Below are 15,060 nucleotides of genomic sequence, written 5' to 3' on the forward strand. Positions count from 1 at the left end.
AGGGAAGAAACCAGATGCCTCGCAGCCTGAAGAAGGGCCCGTTCGTCGACGACCACCTGATGACCAAGGTGGACAAGCAGAACGACGCCGGGACCCACAACGTGATCAAGACGTGGTCGCGTCGCTCGATGATCGTGCCGGCCATGATCGGCCACACGCTCGCCGTGCACGACGGACGCAAGCACGTCCCGGTCTTCGTGACCGACTCCATGGTGGGCCACAAGCTCGGCGAGTTCGCGCCGACCCGCACCTACCGGGGCCACGTCAAGGACGACCGGAAGAGCCGTCGCCGCTGATCGCGGCGACCAAGGAGAGATGACTGCAATGAGCGTAGGAGAGCGTAGGCGCAGCAGCGCCCGCCGTGACTCGCTGCTCGGTGACAACCCGGGAGCGTTCGCGAGCGCACGCTTCGTCCGGATCACGCCGATGAAGGCGCGGCGCGTCGTGGACATGGTCCGCGGCCTGCCCGTCGACGACGCCCTGGCCCTGCTGCAGTTCGCGCCGCAGGCAGCCAGCGAGACCGTGTTCAAGGTGCTCGAGTCGGCGGTGGCCAACGCCACCACGACCGAGGACCTCGACCGCGGCGCCCTGGTCGTCAGCAAGGCGATGGTCGACGAGGGTCCGACGATGAAGCGGTGGCGGCCGCGTGCGCAGGGCCGGGCCACCCGGATCAACAAGCGCACCAGCCACATCACCCTCGTCGTGGAGCCCCGCGTCGAGACGACCAGCACTGCCAAGAAGGGACGGAAGGCCTGATGGGTCAGAAGATCAACCCGAACGGGTTCCGCCTCGGCATCTCCACCGACCACAAGAGCCGGTGGTACGCCGACAAGCTCTACAAGGCCTACGTCGGCGAGGACGTCGCCATCCGGCGTCTGCTGTCCAAGGGCATGGAGCGCGCCGGCATCTCCAAGGTCGAGATCGAGCGCACCCGTGACCGGGTCCGCGTCGACATCCACACCGCCCGTCCCGGCATCGTCATCGGTCGCCGCGGCGCCGAGGCCGACCGCCTGCGCGGTGAGCTGGAGAAGCTCACCGGCAAGCAGGTGCAGCTGAACATCCTCGAGGTCAAGAGCCCCGAGGTCGACGCGCAGCTGGTCGCCCAGGGCGTCGCCGAGCAGCTCGCCGGCCGCGTGCAGTTCCGCCGGGCCATGAAGAAGGCCATGCAGACCGCGATGCGCTCCGGCGCCAAGGGCATCCGGATCCAGTGCTCGGGTCGGCTCAACGGTGCGGAGATGTCGCGCTCGGAGTTCTACCGCGAGGGCCGCGTCCCGCTGCACACCCTGCGTGCGGACATCGACTACGGCTTCTACGAGGCCAAGACCACCTTCGGCCGCATCGGCGTGAAGGTCTGGATCTACAAGGGCGAGGTCGCCGCCACGCGCGCCGAGCGCGAGGCCCAGGCCGCCGCCCGTGCGGGCGCCCCCGGCCGTGGCCGTGGGCCCGCCCGCGGTGGCGAGCGACCGACCCGCGGCTCCCGCGGCGACCGTCCCGCCCGCAGCGACCGTGCCGACGCCCCCGCGGAGGCCACCGCTGCCCCGACCGAGGCGACCGCCTCGGCCGGCACGACCAGCAACGGGGAGGCCTGACCATGTTGATGCCCCGCAGGGTCAAGCACCGCAAGCAGCACCACCCCAAGCGGACGGGTGCGGCCAAGGGCGGCACCAAGCTCGCCTTCGGTGACTTCGGCATCCAGGCGGTGGAGTCGCACTACGTGACCAACCGCCAGATCGAGTCCGCCCGTATCGCGATGACCCGTCACATCAAGCGTGGCGGCAAGGTCTGGATCAACATCTACCCGGACCGCCCGCTGACCAAGAAGCCCGCCGAGACCCGCATGGGCTCCGGCAAGGGCTCGCCCGAGTGGTGGGTCGCCAACGTCAAGCCCGGTCGCGTCATGTTCGAGCTGTCCGGTGTCAGCGAGGACGTCGCCCGCGAGGCGATGCGTCGCGCGATCCACAAGCTCCCCATGAAGTGCCGGTTCATCACGCGCGAGGCAGGTGATTTCTGATGGCTACCGCACACGAACTCGACGACCTCAACGCCGTCGACCTCGAGGGCAAGCTGCGCGAGGCCAAGGAAGAGCTGTTCAACCTGCGCTTCCAGGCCGCGACCGGTCAGCTCGAGAGCCACGGCCGCCTGCGTGCGGTCAAGAAGGACATCGCCCGGATCTACACCGTGGTGCGTGAGCGCGAGCTCGGCATCCGGTCGGCTCCGGCGCAGGAGAAGGATGGTGCTGCATGAGCAACGACGTGAGCCCCGCGGGGCAGCGCACGGCGCGCAAGGTCCGGGAGGGCCTGGTCGTCAGCGACAAGATGGAGAAGACGGTGGTCGTCTCCGTGGAGGACCGCGTCAAGCACGCGCTCTACGGCAAGGTCCTGCGTCGCTCGACCAAGCTCAAGGCGCACGACGAGGCCAACTCGTGTGGCGTCGGTGACCGCGTACTGATCATGGAGACCCGCCCGCTCAGCGCCACCAAGCGCTGGCGCGTCGTGGAGATCCTCGAGAAGGCGAAGTAGGAGAAGACAAGCCATGATCCAGCAGGAGTCGCGACTCAAGGTCGCCGACAACACGGGTGCCAAGCAGATCCTGTGCATCCGTGTGCTCGGCGGCTCGGGTCGACGCTACGCCGGAATCGGCGACGTCATCGTCGCCACCGTCAAGGACGCGATCCCGGGCGGCAACGTCAAGAAGGGCGACGTCGTCAAGGCGGTCATCGTCCGCACCGTCAAGGAGCGCCGTCGTCCCGACGGTTCCTACATCCGCTTCGACGAGAACGCCGCGGTGATCCTCAAGGCCGACGGCGAGCCGCGCGGTACGCGCATCTTCGGCCCCGTGGGCCGCGAGCTGCGTGACAAGCGGTTCATGAGGATCGTCTCGCTGGCGCCGGAGGTGCTCTGAGATGAGCGTCAAGATCAAGAAGGGCGACACCGTCAAGGTGATCGCCGGCAAGGACAAGGGCGCCGAGGGCAAGGTCATCGAGGTGCTGCGTGAGCAGGGCCGCGTGATCGTCGAGGGTGTCAACCGCATCAAGCGACACACCAAGGCAGCCCAGCAGGGCGGCACCGGCGGCGGCATCATCACCGCCGAGGCCCCCATCCACGTGTCCAACGTGATGCTGGTCGACGGCGGGGGAGTCACCCGCCTCGGCTCCAAGCGCGTGGACGTGGAGAAGCGCCGCGGCGACGGGTCGACGTACGCCGCCCAGCGCAGCGTGCGCATCTCGCGCAAGTCGGGAGACGAGATCTGATGAGTGAGCAGATGACCGAGATCAACCAGGACCAGGCGGCCGAGCAGGCCCCGGGTCCCCGGATGAAGGCGCGCTACCGCGAGGAGGTCCTCCCCGCGATGCGTGAGCAGTTCGGCTACGCCAACGTCATGCAGGTGCCGGGGCTGACCAAGATCGTGGTCAACATGGGTGTGGGCGAGGCCGCTCGCGACTCCAAGCTGATCGAGGGCGCCGTGCGCGACCTCACCGCCATCACCGGCCAGAAGCCGCAGGTCACCAAGGCCCGCAAGTCGATCGCGCAGTTCAAGCTGCGCGAGGGCATGCCGATCGGCGCCCACGTGACGCTGCGCGGTGACCGGATGTGGGAGTTCCTCGACCGCCTGCTGGCGCTCGCGCTGCCCCGCATCCGCGACTTCCGCGGTCTCTCCGACCGCCACTTCGACGGCCGCGGCAACTACACCTTCGGCCTGACCGAGCAGGTCATGTTCCACGAGATCGACCAGGACAAGATCGACCGGTCGCGCGGCATGGACATCACGGTGGTCACCACCGCGACCAACGACGACGAGGGCCGGGCGCTGCTGCGCAAGCTCGGCTTCCCGTTCAAGGAAGGCAACTGACATGGCGAAGACTGGACTGAAGGTCAAGGCCGCTCGCAAGCCCAAGTTCGCGGTGCGCGGCTACACCCGCTGCCAGCGCTGCGGTCGCCCCAAGGCGGTCTACCGCAAGTTCGGCCTGTGCCGCGTCTGCCTGCGGGAGATGGCCCACCGCGGCGAGCTCCCCGGCGTGACCAAGAGCTCCTGGTAACCACCACCCACGACGATCGCTCCAGGTCGCACCCGAGATGCGGGTGCGAAACCGGAGTGGAGAAAGGGCCGATCCGGCCATGACGATGACTGACCCCATCGCAGACATGCTCACGCGTCTGCGCAACGCCAACCAGGCGTTCCACGACTCCGTCTCGATGCCCCACAGCAAGCTCAAGCAGGGTGTCGCGGAGATCCTCCAGCAGGAGGGCTACATCACCTCCTTCGCCGTCAGCGACGACGAGGGCGTGGTCGGCAAGACGCTGGAGATCCAGCTCAAGTTCGGCCGCAACCGCGAGCGTTCGATCGCCGGTGTCCGGCGCATCAGCAAGCCCGGTCTGCGGGTGTACGCCAAGAGCACGGGCCTGCCCAAGGTCCTCGGCGGCCTCGGCATCGCGATCATCTCGACGAGCCAGGGCCTGCTGACCGACCGTCAGGCCAACAGCAAGGGCGTGGGTGGGGAAGTCCTCGCCTACGTCTGGTGACCAGGAAGCAGAGGTAGAAGCAATGTCACGCATCGGCAAGCTGCCCGTCCCGGTCCCCTCCGGCGTCGACGTGCAGGTCCAGTCCAACACGATCACGGTCAAGGGCCCCAAGGGCACCCTGAGCCACGTCGTGGTGGAGCCGCTCACCATCGAGCAGTCCGACGGCGCGCTGGAGATCAAGCGCCCCGACGACCAGCGCCAGAGCCGTGCCCTGCACGGCCTGACCCGCACGCTCGTCAACAACATGGTCGTCGGCGTCACCGACGGCTACGAGAAGAAGCTCGAGATCGTGGGCGTCGGCTACCGGGTCCTGTCCAAGGGCCCGACCCAGCTGGAGTTCCAGCTCGGCTACTCCCACCCCATCACGTTCAACGCCCCCGACGGCATCACGTTCTCCGTCGAGGGCCCCACGCGACTCGGTGTCCAGGGCATCGACAAGCAGCTCGTCGGCGAGGTCGCGGCCAACATCCGCAAGCTGCGCAAGCCCGAGCCCTACAAGGGCAAGGGTGTGCGGTACGCCGGCGAGCAGGTCCGCCGCAAGGTCGGAAAGGCTGGTAAGTGACATGGCCATCTCGCTGAAGACTGGCAAGCACTCCTCGGCCCGGCTGGCGTCGCGCACGCGTCGCCAGATCCGTGGTCGCAAGAAGGTCAGTGGCACCTCGGAGCGTCCGCGCCTCGTCGTGACGCGCTCGAGCAAGCACATCACCGTGCAGGTCGTCGACGACCTGGTGGGCAAGACGCTCGCCTCCGCGTCGACGATGGAGCCCGACGTGCGCACGCTCGAGGGCGACAAGACGGCCAAGGCCCGCAAGGTGGGTGCGCTCGTCGCCGAGCGCGCCACGACGGCCGGTGTCCAGGGCGTGGTCTTCGACCGCGCCGGCAACAAGTACCACGGTCGCGTCGCGGCCCTGGCCGACGGCGCCCGCGAGGGCGGCCTGACCTTCTGATGGCGAGTGGTGCAGACATGACATTCAAGGGAGTTATCTGATGAGCGGATCCCAGCAGCGCGGACAGCGCGCCGGTGGCGGCCGCGGTGGCCGTGACGGTGGTCGCGGTGGCCAGCAGGAGAAGAGCCAGTACATCGAGCGCGTCGTCGCGATCAACCGCGTCGCCAAGGTCGTCAAGGGTGGTCGTCGCTTCAGCTTCACCGCCCTGGTGATCGTCGGTGACGGCGACGGCATGGTCGGCGTGGGCTACGGCAAGGCCAAGGAGGTGCCCGCGGCGATCGCCAAGGGTGTCGAGGAGGCGAAGAAGCACTTCTTCCGCGTCCCCCGCGTCCAGGGCACCATCCCCCACCCCGTCCAGGGTGAGAAGGCCGCCGGCGTCGTGCTCCTGCGTCCCGCCGCTCCCGGTACCGGTGTGATCGCCGGTGGTCCGGTGCGCGCGGTGCTCGAGTGCGCCGGCATCCACGACGTGCTCAGCAAGTCGCTCGGCTCCTCCAACCAGATCAACATCGTGCACGCCACGGTGGAGGCGCTGCGCTCCCTCGAGGAGCCCGAGGCGGTGGCCGCTCGTCGCGGCCTGCGTGTCGAGGACGTCGCTCCGGCGGCCCTGCTGCGTGCCAAGAACGAGGTGCCCGAAGGCGTGAGCCAGGAGGTGGCTTCCTGATGGCGAACCTCAAGGTCGAGCAGAAGAAGTCCACCATCGGCTGCAAGAAGAACCAGCGCGACACCATGCGCTCGCTGGGTCTGAAGCGGATCGGTGACGTGGTCGTCAAGGAGGACCGCCCGGAGTTCCGGGGCATGGTCCACACCGTCCGTCACCTCGTGACGGTCGAGGAGGTTGACTGAGATGACGCTCAAGCTGCACCACCTGCGTCCGGCCCCCGGGGCCAAGACCGCCAAGACCCGCGTGGGTCGCGGTGAGGCCTCGAAGGGCAAGACCGCCGGTCGAGGCACCAAGGGCACCAAGGCGCGCTACCAGGTCCCGGCTGCCTTCGAGGGCGGTCAGATGCCCCTGCACATGCGCCTGCCCAAGCTGCGCGGGTTCAAGAACCCGTTCAAGGTCGAGTTCCAGGTCGTGAACCTGGACCGGATCAACGCCCTCTACCCCGACGGGGGCGATGTCACCGTCGCCGACCTGGTGGCCAAGGGCGCGGTCCGCAAGGGCCAGCCGGTCAAGGTCCTCGGTCAGGGCGACATCGCCGTCGCCGTGTCGGTCACCGCCGACAAGTTCTCGGCCTCGGCCAAGGAGAAGATCGCGGCTGCCGGTGGCAGCGCGACCGAGCTCTGACCCCCAGCAGTTGAACCTGTCGCAGGGCAGGACGGCGTGACCGGCTCCGGCCGGTTGGTCACCGTCCTGCCCTGTTAGGCTTCCGAGGTTCGCCGACCCGACCTGCTCCGTGCCGGTCGCACCAGAGGAGAGGCACGTTGCTAGGCGCATTCGTCAACGCTTTCCGCACGCCGGACCTGCGCAAGAAGCTGCTGTTCGTGCTGTTCATCGTCGCGATCTTCCGGCTGGGGTCGCAGATCCCGGCCCCCGGGGTCAACGTGAGCAACGTGCAGAAGTGCTTCGCCCAGGTCGAGAGCGGCGGGGTCTATGGCCTCATCAACCTCTTCTCCGGAGGCGCACTCCTCCAGCTAACCATCTTCGCCCTCGGCGTGATGCCCTACATCACCGCCAGCATCATCCTGCAGCTGCTCGTCGTGGTGATCCCGCGGCTCGAGGCGCTGAAGAAGGAGGGCCAGTCCGGCCAGGCGAAGATCACCCAGTACACCCGCTATCTCACGCTGGCGCTCTCGGTGCTCCAGGCGACCGGCATCGTGGCCCTGGCCCGCGCCGGCAACCTGCTGCCCAACTGCCGCGAGGACCTGCTCTACGAGAACAGCGCCACGATCGCGGCGCTGATGGTCGTCACCATGACCGCGGGCACCGCGATCATCATGTGGTTCGGCGAGCTGATCACCGAGCGCGGCGTGGGCAACGGCATGTCGATCCTGATCTTCACCCAGGTCGTGGCCACCTTCCCCGGCGCGCTGTGGGGCGTCCAGCAGTCGCAGGGCCCCTGGGTCTTCGGTGCGGTGATGCTCATCGGGCTCGTCGTGATGGCCGCCGTGGTCTTCATCGAGCAGGCGCAGCGGCGGATCCCGGTGCAGTACGCCCGGCGCATGGTCGGACGCAAGATGTTCGGCGGCTCCTCGACCTACGTGCCGCTCAAGGTCAACCAGGCCGGCATCATCCCGGTCATCTTCGCCTCGAGCCTGCTCTACCTCCCCGCCATGGCGGTGCAGTTCAACCAGAGCTCCGACGCCGCCTGGGTGCGGTGGGTCTCGACGTACTTCGTGCGCGGTGACCACCCGCTCTACATGATCACCTACTTCCTGCTGATCATCTTCTTCACCTACTTCTACGTCGCGATCAACTTCAACCCCCAAGAGGTCGCGGACAACATGAAGAAGTACGGAGGCTTCATCCCCGGGATCCGGGCGGGCAAGCCGACCGAGGAGTACCTCTCCTATGTCCTGTCCCGCATCACGCTGCCGGGCGCTCTCTACCTGGGCCTGATCTCGCTCATCCCGCTGATCGCCCTGGTCTGGGTCAACGCCAACCAGAACTTCCCGTTCGGCGGCACCTCGCTGCTGATCATGGTCGGGGTCGCCCTCGACACGGTGAAGCAGATCGAGAGCCAGCTCCAGCAGCGCAACTACGAAGGATTCCTCCGTTAATGCGAATGATCTTCATGGGCCCTCCCGGGGCCGGCAAGGGCACCCAGGCCAAGCTGGTCGCGGACAAGTACGGCGTGCCCGCGATCTCCACCGGTGACATCTTCCGGGCCAACGTCTCGCAGGGGACCGACCTGGGCAAGCAGGCCCAGGAGTTCATGGACGCGGGGGAGTACGTCCCCGACGAGGTCACCAACCTCATGGTGCGCAACCGCATCGACGAGGCCGACGCCCAGCCCGGGTTCCTGCTCGACGGCTACCCGCGCACCCTGGCCCAGGTCGAGGAGCTCGACGGGATGATCCGTCACACCGGCCACGAGCTCGACGCCGTCGTGGTCCTCACCGTCGACCCCGAGGAGCTGGTGCAGCGGCTGCTGCAGCGCGCCGAGACCGACGGTCGCTCCGACGACACCGAGGACGTCGTACGCCGGCGCCAGGAGGTCTACACCGAGCAGACCGAGCCGCTGATCGAGGTCTACCGCGAGCGCGGGCTGCTGGTCGAGGTCGACGGCATGGGTCCGGTCGAGGAGGTCACCGCTCGCATCTTCGCGGCGCTCCAGGACGTGCGCGAGAGCTAGGCCCGATGGGACTGCGTGACCGGGGCGTCGAGATCAAGACGCCCGACCAGATCGCCCTGATGCGGGTGGCCGGCCTCCTGGTCGGCCGCACGCTCGAGGTGCTCCGCGAGGCGGTGCGCCCGGGCGTGAGCACCGGCGAGCTCGACCGCCTGGCCGAGCAGCACATCCGCGACGGCGGGGGCACCCCCTCCTTCCTGGGCTACGGCGCGCCGCCGTTCCCGGCCAGCATCTGCGCCTCGGTCAACGACCAGGTCGTGCACGGGATCCCGGGGTCCCGGGTGCTCGCCGAGGGCGACGTCATCTCGATCGACTGCGGCGCCATCGTCGACGGCTGGCACGGCGACGCGGCGATCACGGTGCCGGTCGGCGAGGTCGCACCCGACGTGCGCGAGCTGATGCGGGTCACCGAGGAGGCGATGTGGGCAGGGTTCGCGGCCGCGCGCCTGGGCGGTCGCGTCACCGACATCTCGCACGCGGTGGAGCAGCACGTCCGCTCGCAGGCCCACCCGACGGGTGGCTCCTGGGGGATCCTGGAGGACTTCACCGGGCACGGCATCGGCACCGCGATGCACCAGCCGCCCAACGTGCCCAACTACGGTCGCGCCGGTCGCGGACCCAGGCTGGAGCGTGGCCTCGCGCTCGCCGTCGAGCCGATGGTGACGCTCGGCAGCAAGCACGCCGTGCTCGACGACGACGAGTGGACCGTCCTCTCGGCCGACGGCAGCTGGGCCGCGCACTCCGAGCACACCTTCACGCTCACCCCCGAGGGCGCGTGGATCCTCACCGCCGTCGACGGTGGCCGGGCCCGGCTCGCCGAGCTCGGCGTGCCCTACGGCGGGGACTGACCCGCGGGCATGCTGCCCTTCCTCCTGGTCTCGATCCGGGCCGAGCCGGAGGCCGCGGACGACGAGTACGCCACCTTCCTTCGCTTCACCGGCCTCGACGAGCGTGACCTGCCCCGGGTCAACGTGCACGCCGAGGACCTGCCCGAGCTCGACCTCGACGCGTGGTCGGGCGTGGTGCTCGGCGGGGGACCGTGGAACGCCAGCGAGCCCGAGCCGGCGAAGTCGCCCCAGCAGCGGCGGGCCGAGGTGCAGCTGTCGCGGCTGCTCGACCGCGTGGTCGCGCAGGACTTCCCCTTCCTGGGGGCCTGCTACGGCATCGGCACCCTCGGCACGCACCAGGGCGGTGTGGTGGGGCGGGAGCACCCCGAGGCCGTGGGCCCGCTGCACGTGACCCTGACCGAGGAGGGGCTGGCCGACCCGCTGCTGGCGGGGCTGCCGCAGGACTTCGCGGCGTACGGCGGCCACAAGGAGTCGCTCGAGGTGCTGCCGCCCGGGGCGGTGCGGCTGGCCACGTCGGCCGCCTGCCCGGTGCAGGCCTTCCGGGTCGGCCGGCACGTCTACGCCACGCAGTTCCACCCCGAGCTCGACCTCGCGGGGGTCTGCACGCGCATCGAGGTCTACAAGGACGCGGGCTACTTCCCGCCCGACCAGGCCGAGACCCTCAAGGAGCTCTCGCGGAGCGTGACCGTGGAGCACCCCACCCGGATCCTGGCCAACTTCGTGGCGCTGCACGCCCGGTGAGCGCCGATTAACGCCGGGGGCCGGTTTTCACCTAGACTCTCTCCTTGGCCCAACGTGGGCTCGTCCCGTGGTGCCTCACGGCTGCCCGGACATCGCCGCACCTCTCCTCTTGGAGGTTGTGCTGCGTGCCCGGGAAGAGGTTCGGGGGACGGCTTCACGAGGTCCACCCGGTGCGCTCCAGGGCGCCCGGGAGGTTCCCGGGCCGACGGTAGACAACGGACGAGCAGATTGCGGAGGACATGCCGAAGAAAGAAGGCGTGATCGAGATGGAGGGCTCCGTCGTGGAGGCCCTCCCCAATGCCATGTTCCGGGTGGAGCTCTCCAACGGACACAAGGTGCTCGCCCACATCAGCGGCAAGATGCGCCAGCACTACATCCGGATCCTCCCCGAGGACCGGGTCGTGGTGGAGCTCTCGCCGTACGACCTCACCCGGGGTCGCATCGTCTACCGCTACAAGTAACCGCCAGCCGACCCAGGAAGGGCTGACATGAAGGTCAACCCGAGCGTCAAGCCGATCTGTGACAAGTGCAAGGTGATCCGTCGCCACGGCCGCGTCATGGTGATCTGCTCCAACCCTCGCCACAAGCAGCGCCAGGGCTGAGCCCCCGGTCCCGATCCGTCGGGGCCCGGCTCGAGCAGCAGCACAACTGAAGACACCACCTACGTGATCGCTAGGGGGCCGAGCGCCCCCGACCACCTCCGGAGCGGATGGCCGGAGCCCGACGACAGCTGCGGGACGCGACACGACCAGACCACCGTGACCCGAAAGGACACCGCCAGCACATGGCACGCCTCGTTGGTGTCGATCTCCCCCGTGACAAGCGGATCGAGATCGCACTCACCTACATCTTCGGCATCGGCCGAACCCGTTCCCAGCAGGTCCTCGCGGCCACGGGGGTGGACCCCAACGCGCGGGTGCACACCCTGGGCGACGACGAGCTGGTGAAGCTCCGCGACGAGATCGAGTCGCAGTTCAAGATCGAGGGCGACCTCCGTCGTGAGGTGCAGGCCGACATCCGTCGCAAGATCGAGATCGGCAGCTACCAGGGCCGCCGCCACCGCATGGGTCTGCCCGTGCGCGGTCAGCGCACCAAGACCAACGCGCGCACCCGCAAGGGCCCCAAGCGCACCGTGGCCGGCAAGAAGAAGGCCAAGTAGGCCTTCCGCCTGCCGCCGGTCCCGACCTCGGTCGGACCCGGTCCCGAGCTATCACCAGACTTTTTCGAGGAGTACAGCAATGCCCCCCAAGAGCCGCAGCGCGGCCGGCGCCAAGAAGGTGCGCCGCAAGGAGAAGAAGAACGTCGCTCAGGGCGAAGCCCACATCAAGAGCACGTTCAACAACACCATCGTCACGATCACCGACCCCACCGGTGCGGTGATCTCGTGGGCCTCGGCCGGCACCGTCGGCTTCAAGGGCTCGCGCAAGTCCACCCCGTTCGCCGCCCAGATGGCCGCCGAGGCCGCCGGTCGTCGTGCGATGGACCACGGCATGAAGAAGATCGACGTCTTCGTCAAGGGTCCGGGGTCGGGTCGCGAGACCGCCATCCGGTCGCTGGGTGCCATCGGCCTCGAGGTCGGCACCATCCAGGACGTCACCCCCACCCCCCACAACGGTTGCCGCCCGCCCAAGCGCCGGCGCGTCTGACGCAGAGACCGAACAGGAGACTTACGACCCATGGCTCGTTACATCGGCCCCATGACCAAGAAGTCGCGCCGTCTCGGTGTCGACCTCGTCGGTGAGGACAAGGCGTTCGAGAAGCGCCCCTACGCCCCCGGGCAGCACGGCCGGACCCGCATCAAGGAGTCCGAGTACCGCAACCAGCTGCAGGAGAAGCAGAAGGCCCGCTTCACCTACGGCGTGATGGAGAAGCAGTTCCACCGCTACTACGAGGAGGCGGCGCGGCGCACCGGCAAGACCGGTGACAACCTGCTGCAGCTCCTCGAGTGCCGTCTGGACAACGTGGTCTACCGCGCCGGGTTCGCCCGCACGCGTCGCCACGCCCGCCAGCTGGTCGTCCACGGCCACTTCCGGGTCAACGGCAAGAAGGTCGACATCCCGTCGTACCAGGTCGACGCCCACGACATCATCGACGTGCGCGAGAAGAGCCTGGAGATGACGCCGTTCATCGTGGCTCGCGAGACCCACGGCGACCGGCTCGTCCCGGCGTGGCTCGAGGCCATCCCCTCGCGGATGCGGATCCTCGTGCACTCCCGCCCCGTGCGTGCGCAGATCGAGCTGCCCGTCCAGGAGCAGCTCATCGTCGAGTACTACTCGAAGAAGTAATCACCACCCTCCCCGACACACCACGCATGTTCGAGCCCGTCAAATAGCGGGTGGGCTCGGAAAGGAAAACAACAGTGCTCATCGCTCAGCGCCCGACCCTGTCGGAAGAGGTCGTCGACGACACCCGTTCGCGGTTCGTCATCGAGCCCCTCGAGCCCGGCTTCGGCTACACGCTCGGCAACTCCCTGCGGCGCACGCTGCTCTCGTCGATCCCCGGTGCCTCGGTCACGAGCATCAAGGTCGACACCGCTCTCCACGAGTTCTCCACCGTGGAGGGCGTCAAGGAGGACGTCACCGAGATCATCCTCAACCTCAAGGCCCTCGTGGTCTCCAGCGAGCACGACGAGCCGGTGGCCATGGTGCTGCGCAAGACCGGCTCGGGCGTCGTGACCGCCGCCGACATCGAGGTCCCCGCGGGCGTGGAGGTCCACAACACCGACCTCAAGATCGCCACGCTCAACGCCAAGGGCAAGATCGAGATGGAGCTGATCGTCGAGCGCGGTCGCGGCTACGTCTCCTCGGCCCAGAACAAGGGTGCCGACAACGAGATCGGCCGGCTGCCGGTCGACTCGATCTACAGCCCCGTGCTGAAGGTGACCTACAAGGTCGAGGCCACCCGCGTCGAGCAGCGCACCGACTTCGACAAGCTCGTCATCGACGTCGAGACCAAGCCGTCGATCTCGCCCCGTGACGCGATCGCGTCCGCGGGCAAGACGCTGGTCGAGCTCTTCGGGCTGGCCCGTGAGCTCAACGTCGAGGCCGAGGGCATCGACATCGGCCCGTCGCCCGTCGACGAGCAGCTGGCGCAGGACCTGGCGCTGCCGGTCGAGGACCTCAACCTCACCGTCCGCTCCTACAACTGCCTCAAGCGCGAGGGCATCCACACCGTGGGTGAGCTGATCTCGCGCTCGGAGCAGGACCTGCTCGACATCCGCAACTTCGGCGCCAAGTCGATCGACGAGGTCAAGGCCAAGCTGGTCGAGATGGGCCTGTCCCTCAAGGACAGCGCGCCCGGCTTCGACCCGGCGACCGCCCTCGCGGCGTACGACGACGACGACGACTCGTTCGTCGAGGACGAGCAGTACTGATCGCACGACCGTGAGCGTGCGTGCGCTCACGTCCGAACCCCCTACTCGAGTACCTGACACGGCTCGGGAGAGAAAAGAGATCCCCAGATGCCCAAGCCCAAGAAGGGCGCCCGCCTCGGCGGCAGCCCGGCCCACCAGCGCCTGATCCTGCGCAACCTGGCCACCTCGCTGTTCCAGCACGGCAGCGTCACGACCACCGAGGCCAAGGCCCGCGCGCTGCGGCCCTACGCCGAGAAGCTCATCACCAAGGCCCGCAAGGGCGACCTGCACAACCGGCGCCTGGTGATGCGCGAGCTCTACACGAGCGTCGACCAGCGTCAGCTGGAGGAGGACGGCGTGCTGGCGGTCAACCAGTTCCCCCAGCACCGCCTGTTCGCCGAGATCGCTCCCGGCTTCGGTGACCGTCCCGGCGGCTACACCCGGATCACCAAGATCGGCCCCCGCAAGGGCGACAACGCCCCGATGGCCGTCATCTCGCTGGTGACCGAGCCCTACACCCCGTCGGCTCCCCGCACCACGGCCGCCACCGCCGCGGCGCCGGTGACCGAGGAGACCACCACCGAGACGGCCGAGTCCGCGGAGTCGGGCGACGACGTGGTCGTGGCCGAGGCCACCGAGGGTGGCGTGTCCGGCAAGTACGCCGGCTCGCACGCCCCGCTCGAGGACGAGCAGGAGGCCCCCGAGGGCTTCCCGATCAAGGGCAACGAGGACTCGATGAAGTACCACGAGCCGCTCAGCCCGGCGTACGCCCAGACCATCGCCGAGGTCTGGTTCGACTCCGTCGAGTCGGCCGAGGCCGCGGGCTTCACCGCCCCCGGTGGTCAGGACTGACCAGCAGCACCCACGCACGCGAGGCCCGTCACCCCTGGGGTGGCGGGCCTCGCGTGCGTCCGTGACCCGGCCGGCGGACCGGTGCCTTCAGTCGTCGAGGAAGGCGCGCAGCACCTCGGCCTCGGCCAGCATCCGGCTGGCGCGCCGCGGGTCGCCGGCCTGGCGGTAGCGCGCGGCCGCTCGTTCGCGCTGCTCGGCCTCGGCGGCGACGATGCCGGCGACCTCGAGCTCGCTGAGCGCCTGACCCGGGGGCTCCGACCCGCGGTCGCGCACACCCGGCCGGCCCTGGACCGCCTCGGCGCTGGCCAGCACGGCCAGGGTCGAGCGCAGCGCGATCGCCGTGGTGTGGTCGTGGTCCTTGGTCGCGTGGGCCAGCGCCACCACCATCCGGCGGCGCAGCGCGCGGGTCGTCGTGTCCCCCTGCATCCGCCGACCGTAACCGCGGCGAGCCGTCGGACCCAAGACATTTCGGCACCCGTGGGCCCTCGTGCGTCTCGGTGTGGCAGGTCC

At 68.8% G+C, this 15,060-nt stretch carries 28 protein-coding genes; 27 read left to right on the forward strand and 1 reads right to left on the reverse strand.

The genetic code is table 11. The annotated features are described in order from the left end of the window. Positions 1–14: 14 nt before the first annotated feature. The 27 genes from rpsS (at position 15) to rplQ (ending at position 14,550) form a co-directional block, all read left to right on the forward strand. Entirely contained in the window at positions 15–296 is a 282-nt protein-coding gene (rpsS, locus tag ASG49_RS01765) for a 30S ribosomal protein S19 (protein ID WP_056536296.1), read from the forward strand. Positions 297–324: 28 nt separating this feature from the next. Beyond that, a complete protein-coding gene (rplV, locus tag ASG49_RS01770; RefSeq protein ID WP_056536299.1) occupies positions 325–756 on the forward strand; it encodes a 50S ribosomal protein L22 in 432 nt (143 codons plus the stop codon). Beyond that, the gene (rpsC, locus tag ASG49_RS01775) at positions 756–1,589 is read left to right on the forward strand and encodes a 30S ribosomal protein S3 (RefSeq protein ID WP_056536302.1); all 834 of its coding nucleotides are present in this window, start codon (positions 756–758) and stop codon (positions 1,587–1,589) included. Before rplV ends, rpsC begins: the two co-directional genes overlap by 1 nt. Positions 1,590–1,591: 2 nt before the next feature. Then, entirely contained in the window at positions 1,592–2,011 is a 420-nt protein-coding gene (gene rplP / locus ASG49_RS01780) for a 50S ribosomal protein L16 (protein ID WP_056536305.1), read from the forward strand. Beyond that, positions 2,011–2,244 carry a 50S ribosomal protein L29 gene (gene rpmC, locus ASG49_RS01785; protein ID WP_056536308.1) on the forward strand — a complete coding sequence of 78 codons (234 nt, stop codon included), beginning with the start codon at positions 2,011–2,013 and terminating at the stop codon, positions 2,242–2,244. Before rplP ends, rpmC begins: the two co-directional genes overlap by 1 nt. Further along, positions 2,241–2,519: a 30S ribosomal protein S17 gene (gene rpsQ, locus ASG49_RS01790; RefSeq protein ID WP_056536311.1), complete on the forward strand. Its 279-nt coding sequence runs from the start codon at positions 2,241–2,243 to the stop codon at positions 2,517–2,519. Before rpmC ends, rpsQ begins: the two co-directional genes overlap by 4 nt. 13 nt (positions 2,520–2,532) lie before the next feature. Continuing rightward, complete coding sequence (gene rplN / locus ASG49_RS01795) at positions 2,533–2,901, forward strand: 50S ribosomal protein L14 (RefSeq protein WP_056536313.1); 369 nt, start codon at positions 2,533–2,535, stop codon at positions 2,899–2,901. Position 2,902: 1 nt separating this feature from the next. Next, the gene (gene rplX, locus ASG49_RS01800) at positions 2,903–3,250 is read left to right on the forward strand and encodes a 50S ribosomal protein L24 (protein ID WP_056536316.1); all 348 of its coding nucleotides are present in this window, start codon (positions 2,903–2,905) and stop codon (positions 3,248–3,250) included. Next, positions 3,250–3,849, forward strand: coding sequence for a 50S ribosomal protein L5 (gene rplE / locus ASG49_RS01805; protein WP_200936178.1), 600 nt, complete (start codon positions 3,250–3,252; stop codon positions 3,847–3,849). Before rplX ends, rplE begins: the two co-directional genes overlap by 1 nt. Position 3,850: 1 nt before the next feature. Then, entirely contained in the window at positions 3,851–4,036 is a 186-nt protein-coding gene (locus tag ASG49_RS01810) for a type Z 30S ribosomal protein S14 (protein WP_056536319.1), read from the forward strand. 79 nt (positions 4,037–4,115) lie between these two features. Next, positions 4,116–4,520: a 30S ribosomal protein S8 gene (rpsH, locus tag ASG49_RS01815; protein ID WP_056536322.1), complete on the forward strand. Its 405-nt coding sequence runs from the start codon at positions 4,116–4,118 to the stop codon at positions 4,518–4,520. 22 nt (positions 4,521–4,542) lie between these two features. Beyond that, on the forward strand, positions 4,543–5,082 hold the full coding sequence (rplF, locus tag ASG49_RS01820) for a 50S ribosomal protein L6 (protein WP_056536325.1): 540 nt from the start codon (positions 4,543–4,545) through the stop codon (positions 5,080–5,082). A 1-nt stretch (position 5,083) separates the two neighbouring features. After that, entirely contained in the window at positions 5,084–5,467 is a 384-nt protein-coding gene (gene rplR / locus ASG49_RS01825) for a 50S ribosomal protein L18 (RefSeq protein WP_056536328.1), read from the forward strand. Between the two features lie 40 nt (positions 5,468–5,507). Beyond that, positions 5,508–6,128, forward strand: coding sequence for a 30S ribosomal protein S5 (rpsE, locus tag ASG49_RS01830; RefSeq protein WP_056536331.1), 621 nt, complete (start codon positions 5,508–5,510; stop codon positions 6,126–6,128). Further along, positions 6,128–6,310 carry a 50S ribosomal protein L30 gene (gene rpmD, locus ASG49_RS01835; protein WP_056536334.1) on the forward strand — a complete coding sequence of 61 codons (183 nt, stop codon included), beginning with the start codon at positions 6,128–6,130 and terminating at the stop codon, positions 6,308–6,310. The genes rpsE and rpmD overlap by 1 nt, the downstream gene beginning before the upstream one ends. A gap of 1 nt (position 6,311) precedes the next feature. Next, on the forward strand, positions 6,312–6,752 hold the full coding sequence (rplO, locus tag ASG49_RS01840) for a 50S ribosomal protein L15 (protein ID WP_056536337.1): 441 nt from the start codon (positions 6,312–6,314) through the stop codon (positions 6,750–6,752). A 137-nt stretch (positions 6,753–6,889) separates the two neighbouring features. Then, positions 6,890–8,185, forward strand: a complete 1,296-nt coding sequence (gene secY, locus ASG49_RS01845; protein WP_056536340.1) for a preprotein translocase subunit SecY — start codon at positions 6,890–6,892, stop codon at positions 8,183–8,185. Next, positions 8,185–8,760 carry an adenylate kinase gene (locus tag ASG49_RS01850; protein WP_056536343.1) on the forward strand — a complete coding sequence of 192 codons (576 nt, stop codon included), beginning with the start codon at positions 8,185–8,187 and terminating at the stop codon, positions 8,758–8,760. Before secY ends, ASG49_RS01850 begins: the two co-directional genes overlap by 1 nt. Before the next feature lie 5 nt (positions 8,761–8,765). Then, on the forward strand, positions 8,766–9,605 hold the full coding sequence (gene map / locus ASG49_RS01855) for a type I methionyl aminopeptidase (protein WP_056536346.1): 840 nt from the start codon (positions 8,766–8,768) through the stop codon (positions 9,603–9,605). Positions 9,606–9,614: 9 nt separating this feature from the next. Further along, positions 9,615–10,346 carry a glutamine amidotransferase gene (locus tag ASG49_RS01860; protein WP_056536349.1) on the forward strand — a complete coding sequence of 244 codons (732 nt, stop codon included), beginning with the start codon at positions 9,615–9,617 and terminating at the stop codon, positions 10,344–10,346. A gap of 239 nt (positions 10,347–10,585) precedes the next feature. Beyond that, positions 10,586–10,807, forward strand: a complete 222-nt coding sequence (gene infA, locus ASG49_RS01865) for a translation initiation factor IF-1 (RefSeq protein WP_056536352.1) — start codon at positions 10,586–10,588, stop codon at positions 10,805–10,807. Positions 10,808–10,834: 27 nt separating this feature from the next. Next, positions 10,835–10,948 (forward strand): 50S ribosomal protein L36, encoded by a 114-nt coding sequence (gene rpmJ / locus ASG49_RS01870; protein WP_056536355.1) that lies wholly within the window; start codon positions 10,835–10,837, stop codon positions 10,946–10,948. Positions 10,949–11,130: 182 nt separating this feature from the next. Continuing rightward, the gene (rpsM, locus tag ASG49_RS01875; protein WP_056536358.1) at positions 11,131–11,505 is read left to right on the forward strand and encodes a 30S ribosomal protein S13; all 375 of its coding nucleotides are present in this window, start codon (positions 11,131–11,133) and stop codon (positions 11,503–11,505) included. Between the two features lie 79 nt (positions 11,506–11,584). Next, entirely contained in the window at positions 11,585–11,992 is a 408-nt protein-coding gene (gene rpsK / locus ASG49_RS01880) for a 30S ribosomal protein S11 (RefSeq protein WP_030483007.1), read from the forward strand. Between the two features lie 30 nt (positions 11,993–12,022). After that, on the forward strand, positions 12,023–12,631 hold the full coding sequence (gene rpsD, locus ASG49_RS01885; RefSeq protein ID WP_056536361.1) for a 30S ribosomal protein S4: 609 nt from the start codon (positions 12,023–12,025) through the stop codon (positions 12,629–12,631). A 74-nt stretch (positions 12,632–12,705) separates the two neighbouring features. Next, positions 12,706–13,719: a DNA-directed RNA polymerase subunit alpha gene (locus ASG49_RS01890; RefSeq protein ID WP_056536364.1), complete on the forward strand. Its 1,014-nt coding sequence runs from the start codon at positions 12,706–12,708 to the stop codon at positions 13,717–13,719. Between the two features lie 87 nt (positions 13,720–13,806). Beyond that, positions 13,807–14,550, forward strand: coding sequence for a 50S ribosomal protein L17 (rplQ, locus tag ASG49_RS01895; RefSeq protein ID WP_056536367.1), 744 nt, complete (start codon positions 13,807–13,809; stop codon positions 14,548–14,550). A gap of 87 nt (positions 14,551–14,637) precedes the next feature. Here rplQ and ASG49_RS18460 read toward each other — a convergent pair whose 3' ends face one another. Continuing rightward, positions 14,638–14,976: a GatB/YqeY domain-containing protein gene (locus tag ASG49_RS18460; RefSeq protein ID WP_056536370.1), complete on the reverse strand. Its 339-nt coding sequence runs from the start codon at positions 14,974–14,976 to the stop codon at positions 14,638–14,640. Positions 14,977–15,060 lie beyond the last annotated feature (84 nt).

This window comes from Marmoricola sp. Leaf446, from assembly GCF_001424755.1.
Classification (GTDB): Bacteria; Actinomycetota; Actinomycetes; order Propionibacteriales; family Nocardioidaceae; genus Marmoricola.

What these genes read in the sequence shown, in the direction of transcription:
- rpsS (WP_056536296.1), top strand. Translation starts at nt 15, where the DNA reads ATGCCTCGCAGCCTGAAGAAGGGCCCGTTCGTCGACGACCACCTGATG.
- rplV (WP_056536299.1), top strand. Translation starts at nt 325, where the DNA reads ATGAGCGTAGGAGAGCGTAGGCGCAGCAGCGCCCGCCGTGACTCGCTG.
- rpsC (WP_056536302.1), top strand. Translation starts at nt 756, where the DNA reads ATGGGTCAGAAGATCAACCCGAACGGGTTCCGCCTCGGCATCTCCACC.
- rplP (WP_056536305.1), top strand. Translation starts at nt 1,592, where the DNA reads ATGTTGATGCCCCGCAGGGTCAAGCACCGCAAGCAGCACCACCCCAAG.
- rpmC (WP_056536308.1), top strand. Translation starts at nt 2,011, where the DNA reads ATGGCTACCGCACACGAACTCGACGACCTCAACGCCGTCGACCTCGAG.
- rpsQ (WP_056536311.1), top strand. Translation starts at nt 2,241, where the DNA reads ATGAGCAACGACGTGAGCCCCGCGGGGCAGCGCACGGCGCGCAAGGTC.
- rplN (WP_056536313.1), top strand. Translation starts at nt 2,533, where the DNA reads ATGATCCAGCAGGAGTCGCGACTCAAGGTCGCCGACAACACGGGTGCC.
- rplX (WP_056536316.1), top strand. Translation starts at nt 2,903, where the DNA reads ATGAGCGTCAAGATCAAGAAGGGCGACACCGTCAAGGTGATCGCCGGC.
- rplE (WP_200936178.1), top strand. Translation starts at nt 3,250, where the DNA reads ATGAGTGAGCAGATGACCGAGATCAACCAGGACCAGGCGGCCGAGCAG.
- ASG49_RS01810 (WP_056536319.1), top strand. Translation starts at nt 3,851, where the DNA reads ATGGCGAAGACTGGACTGAAGGTCAAGGCCGCTCGCAAGCCCAAGTTC.
- rpsH (WP_056536322.1), top strand. Translation starts at nt 4,116, where the DNA reads ATGACGATGACTGACCCCATCGCAGACATGCTCACGCGTCTGCGCAAC.
- rplF (WP_056536325.1), top strand. Translation starts at nt 4,543, where the DNA reads ATGTCACGCATCGGCAAGCTGCCCGTCCCGGTCCCCTCCGGCGTCGAC.
- rplR (WP_056536328.1), top strand. Translation starts at nt 5,084, where the DNA reads ATGGCCATCTCGCTGAAGACTGGCAAGCACTCCTCGGCCCGGCTGGCG.
- rpsE (WP_056536331.1), top strand. Translation starts at nt 5,508, where the DNA reads ATGAGCGGATCCCAGCAGCGCGGACAGCGCGCCGGTGGCGGCCGCGGT.
- rpmD (WP_056536334.1), top strand. Translation starts at nt 6,128, where the DNA reads ATGGCGAACCTCAAGGTCGAGCAGAAGAAGTCCACCATCGGCTGCAAG.
- rplO (WP_056536337.1), top strand. Translation starts at nt 6,312, where the DNA reads ATGACGCTCAAGCTGCACCACCTGCGTCCGGCCCCCGGGGCCAAGACC.
- ASG49_RS01850 (WP_056536343.1), top strand. Translation starts at nt 8,185, where the DNA reads ATGCGAATGATCTTCATGGGCCCTCCCGGGGCCGGCAAGGGCACCCAG.
- map (WP_056536346.1), top strand. Translation starts at nt 8,766, where the DNA reads ATGGGACTGCGTGACCGGGGCGTCGAGATCAAGACGCCCGACCAGATC.
- ASG49_RS01860 (WP_056536349.1), top strand. Translation starts at nt 9,615, where the DNA reads ATGCTGCCCTTCCTCCTGGTCTCGATCCGGGCCGAGCCGGAGGCCGCG.
- infA (WP_056536352.1), top strand. Translation starts at nt 10,586, where the DNA reads ATGCCGAAGAAAGAAGGCGTGATCGAGATGGAGGGCTCCGTCGTGGAG.
- rpmJ (WP_056536355.1), top strand. Translation starts at nt 10,835, where the DNA reads ATGAAGGTCAACCCGAGCGTCAAGCCGATCTGTGACAAGTGCAAGGTG.
- rpsM (WP_056536358.1), top strand. Translation starts at nt 11,131, where the DNA reads ATGGCACGCCTCGTTGGTGTCGATCTCCCCCGTGACAAGCGGATCGAG.
- rpsK (WP_030483007.1), top strand. Translation starts at nt 11,585, where the DNA reads ATGCCCCCCAAGAGCCGCAGCGCGGCCGGCGCCAAGAAGGTGCGCCGC.
- rpsD (WP_056536361.1), top strand. Translation starts at nt 12,023, where the DNA reads ATGGCTCGTTACATCGGCCCCATGACCAAGAAGTCGCGCCGTCTCGGT.
- rplQ (WP_056536367.1), top strand. Translation starts at nt 13,807, where the DNA reads ATGCCCAAGCCCAAGAAGGGCGCCCGCCTCGGCGGCAGCCCGGCCCAC.
- ASG49_RS18460 (WP_056536370.1), bottom strand. Translation starts at nt 14,976, where the DNA reads ATGCAGGGGGACACGACGACCCGCGCGCTGCGCCGCCGGATGGTGGTG.